This is a genomic window from Rubneribacter sp., assembly GCF_965361815.1.
In genome coordinates, this window is sequence record NZ_CBDTNW010000178.1 from 1 (window position 1) to 4130 (window position 4130).

The following is a 4130-nucleotide window of genomic DNA, read 5'->3' on the forward strand; positions in this document are numbered from 1 at the left end:
TTCTTGTCGGCCAGGTTGAGGAACGCCTCGTACACCTCGTCGAGCGCCTCGCCCTCAAGCTCGTAGCCCAGCTCCTCCAAACGGTGCTTCAAAGCCGCATGGCCCGAGCGCGCCGTGAGCACGATCTGGCTCTGGCCCGCGCCCACGTCGGCCGGATCGATGATCTCGTAGGTGTCGCGCTTCTTCAGCACGCCGTCTTGATGGATACCGGAGGAGTGCGCGAAGGCGTTCGCTCCCACGATGGCCTTGTTGGCCTGCACGTTCATGCCGGTGATGGACGACACGAGGCGGCTGGCCTTGATGAACTCGCGCGTGTTGACGTCGGTGTGGGCGTCAAGCTCCTGCTCGTGCATCCTGATGGCCATGACCACCTCCTCCATGGCCGTGTTGCCCGCGCGCTCGCCCAGGCCGTTGATGGTGCACTCCACCTGGCGCGCGCCGTTTTTCACGCCCGCCATGGCCAGCGCCGTGGCCATGCCCAGATCGTTGTGGCAGTGCACGGCCACCTTGACGTTCTCTATGCCGTTCACGCCGTCCACCAGGTACTTGATGCGCCGGCCGAACTCCTCGGGCAGCGAGTAGCCCGTGGTGTCGGGGATGTTCACCACGGTGGCGCCCGCGTCCACGACGGCCTGTATCACCCGGACCAAAAAGTCGTAGTCCGACCTGCCCGCGTCCTCGGCGTAGAACTGCACGTCCTCCACGTAGCGCTTGGCGTACTTCACGGCCTTCACGGCGCGCTCCACGCATTCGTCCTCGGTGATGCGCAGTTTGTCGCGCATGTGGCTGGGGCTCACGCCAATACCTGTGTGGATGCGGGGGCGCTTGGCGTACTTGAGCGCGTCGGCGGCCGAGTCGATGTCCTTCTCAACCGCCCGCGTGAGGCCGCACACCACGGCGGCGTCGCCCGCCAGCTCGGCGATGCGGCGCACGCTCTCGAAGTCGCCGGGGCTGGAGATGGGAAAGCCCGCCTCTATGACGTCCACGTTCAGACGCAGCAGCTGGCGCGCCACCACGAGCTTCTCCTCGGTGTTCATGGAAGCGCCCGGCGACTGCTCGCCGTCGCGCAGCGTGGTGTCGAATATGTCGATCTTGCGCGTCATAAGCCTTGCGTCCTTTCTGTCGGGATGGAAACAATTGTCTCAGTATACGGTATTCCTAAAGTTTGATGCACCACAGGTTCTTGAGGTCGTCCAGCTCAGCGCGCAGCCTCTCCAGAACCTCCCCGGTCACCTCGCCCTCCACGTTCAGGTACACGAGCGCGCAGCGCTCCTCGGGCTTCGTGCCTATCTGCATCGTGGTGATGTTGATGCCCGCCTCGCCCAAGACGGTGCCGATCACGCCCACGCGCCCCGGAGCGTCCACGTACTCGAACACGAGGGATTGCGATGCCGGGGCGATGTCCAACCGGTAGCCCAGAAGCGACACGAGGCGCGCCGCCTGGGCATCTCCCGCCAACGTGCACGCCACCTCCGTGCCGTCGGCCACAATGGACACCGCGGAGGCGTACCCGGAGGCGTCGGGGCTGGCGGCCGTCTCAACCCGGATGCCGTGGCGCTTGGCCACCGCCTTGGCGTTGACCGGCGTGACCGTGGCCACGTTCTTGTACGACAGCAGCCCCTTGAGCGTGCCGGCCACCAGGATGGACGGATCGGCGTCGGCCAGCGCGCCCGCCGCCGAGAGCTTGAGGAACTGCGGGATCTCGCCGTGGATCTGCGCGAGCATGCTGCCCATCATCTGGCAGGCGGGCACGTACGGCCCCACCGCGTCCATGACCTCGGGCGGCACGGGCGCCATATTGAGCGCCGTGGTCACAATGGAGCCCTCCAGGCCCGCGGCCACGTACTCGGCTATCTGCACGCCGGCGCGCTCCTGCGCCTCTTTCGTGCTGGCCCCCAGATGCGGCGTGAGCACGGCGTTGTCGAACTCGTGCAGGGGGCTTTCGCGGCACGGCTCGCCCTCGAACACGTCGATGCCCACCGCGCCCACCTTGCCCGCGGCCAAAAAGTCGGCGAGCGACTCCACGTTGTAGATGCCCCCGCGCGCCGTGTTGATCAGGATGACGCCGTCTTTCATGCGGGCGTACTGGTCGGGCCCGAACATGCCGATGGTCTCCTTGGTCTTGGGCAGATGCACGGTGATGAAGTCGGCCAGCGGCACCACCGCGTCAACGTCGTCGTACAGCGTCACGCCCAGTTGCTCGGCGCGCTCGGGGCTGCAGTACGGGTCATAGCCCACAAGCTTCATGCCAAAGGCCCGCGCCCGCTCGGCCACCAAGCCGCCCACGCGGCCCAGGCCGAAGATGGCGAGCGTCTTCTCGTACAGCTCGACGCCCGTGAAGCGCCCCCGCTCCCATTCGTGGGCGTGCACGACGGCGTTGGCCTGGGCGACGTTGCGCGCGCACGCCAGCATGAGCGCCATGGTGTGCTCGGCCGCGCTCACGATGTTGGACGTGGGCGCGTTGCACACGATGACGCCGCGCTCGGTGGCGGCCTCCACGTCCACGTTGTCCACGCCCACGCCGGCGCGCCCGACGATGCGCAGCTTCGCGCCCGCCTCCAGCACCTCGCGCGTCACCTTCGTGGCGGAGCGCACGATGAGCCCGTCGTAGTCGGGAATGGCCGCGACCAGCTCCTCGGGCGACATCTTGAGCCTGACGTCCGCCTCGATGCCCCTCTCGCGCAGCGCGGCGAGGCCGGCTTCGGCCAGCTTCTCGGTAACCAGCACCTTCTTCGTCATAGCGCAAACCACCTTCATGCCTCGTGAACGACGTTGGAAGCGGGACGAAGCGTCCCGAACGCAAGGATTGTACCGCTCCCCTCCCTCCCTGCGGATCCTGACGCGGGAAAACGCCCGCAAACGGGGCCGGTCCGCGGGCGCGCGCAAACAGACCGGCCCTGCGGCCCCTTCCGCGACGGCGCTACTCGTCGCCGCGCTTGATCCAGCTGAACATGCCGCGGATCTTCTCGCCCGTCTTCTCTATCTCGTGCTCGTTGATGGCGGCGCGCTGCTCGAGCAGCCATGCATGGCCACTCTCGCAGTCGGCCATGAACTCGCGCGCGAACTCGCCGTTTTGGATGCGCGCCAGGATCTCGCGCATCGCCTCGCGCGACTGCTCGTTGATGACCTTGGGGCCGGCGTGGTACTCGCCGTATTCGGCGGTGTTGGAGATGGAGTAGTTCATGAAGTGGATGCCGCTTTCGTACATGAGGTCCACGATCATCTTCATCTCGTGGTACACCTCGAAATACGCCAGCTCCGGCGGGTAGCCCGCCTCGGTGAGCGTCTCGAAGCCGGCCTTGACCAGCTCGACCAAGCCACCACAGAGCACCGCCTGCTCGCCGAACAGATCCTCTTCCGTCTCCTCCTTGAACGTGGCCTTGATGATGCCCGAGCGCGCGCCTCCCACGCCCCAGCAGTACGAAAGCGCCACATCCCACGCGTCGCCCGTGGCGTCTTGCGCCACGCAGGCCAGATCGGGAACGCCCGAGCCCTCGGTGAACTGGCGGCGCACGATGTGGCCGGGGCCCTTCGGCGCGCACATGATGACGTTCACGTCCTCAGGCGGCACGATGTAGCCGTAGTGGATGTTGAAGCCGTGCGCGAACGCCAGCGTGTCGCCCGCCTTGAGATGCGCCTCGATGTGGTCTTTGTACACCTGCGCCTGCAGCTCGTCGGGCACGAGGATCATGATGAGATCGGCCTCTTCGGCGGCCTCGTCCATCGTGCACACCTTAAGTCCCGCCTCCTCGGCCGCAGCCCACGACGAGGAGCCCTCGCGCAGGCCCACGCGCACATCGCAGCCCGAGTCCATGAGGTTGAGCGCATGGGCGTGGCCCTGGCTCCCGTAGCCGATGACGGCGATCTTCCTGCCCTGGATGATCTGCGGGTCGACGTCGTTTTCGTAGTACACCGTAACAGCCATGTTCCTGGTTTCCTTTCTTCTTGGCTGGTTTACGCTTCTCGGTTGGCGATCCGCGCGCTTCTACGCTTCCTTGCTGTTGCGCGACATGGCAATCTTGCCCGTGCGCGTGATCTCCTTTATGCCGTAGGCGCGGAAGAGGTCCTCCATGCCCTTGAGCTTGCTCTCGTCGCCGGTGGCCTCGATGGTGAGCGAGCTTCTGCCCACG

Annotated in this window: 3 protein-coding genes and 1 pseudogene; all 4 read right to left on the reverse strand. The window is 66.2% G+C overall.

What is annotated here, in order from left to right:
- A partial coding sequence (locus ACWKY3_RS12890) for a 2-isopropylmalate synthase (RefSeq protein ID WP_449316798.1) occupies positions 1-1103 on the reverse strand: 1103 nt, incomplete at its 3' end.
- A 55-nt stretch (positions 1104-1158) separates the two neighbouring features.
- Positions 1159-2739: a phosphoglycerate dehydrogenase gene (gene serA / locus ACWKY3_RS12895; RefSeq protein ID WP_449316799.1), complete on the reverse strand. Its 1581-nt coding sequence runs from the start codon at positions 2737-2739 to the stop codon at positions 1159-1161.
- A gap of 181 nt (positions 2740-2920) precedes the next feature.
- On the reverse strand, positions 2921-3925 hold the full coding sequence (gene ilvC, locus ACWKY3_RS12900) for a ketol-acid reductoisomerase (protein ID WP_449316800.1): 1005 nt from the start codon (positions 3923-3925) through the stop codon (positions 2921-2923).
- A gap of 60 nt (positions 3926-3985) precedes the next feature.
- A pseudogene (locus tag ACWKY3_RS12905) lies at positions 3986-4130 on the reverse strand (acetolactate synthase small subunit); the annotation flags it as partial.

What these genes read in the sequence shown, in the direction of transcription:
- serA (WP_449316799.1), bottom strand. Translation starts at nt 2,739, where the DNA reads ATGACGAAGAAGGTGCTGGTTACCGAGAAGCTGGCCGAAGCCGGCCTC.
- ilvC (WP_449316800.1), bottom strand. Translation starts at nt 3,925, where the DNA reads ATGGCTGTTACGGTGTACTACGAAAACGACGTCGACCCGCAGATCATC.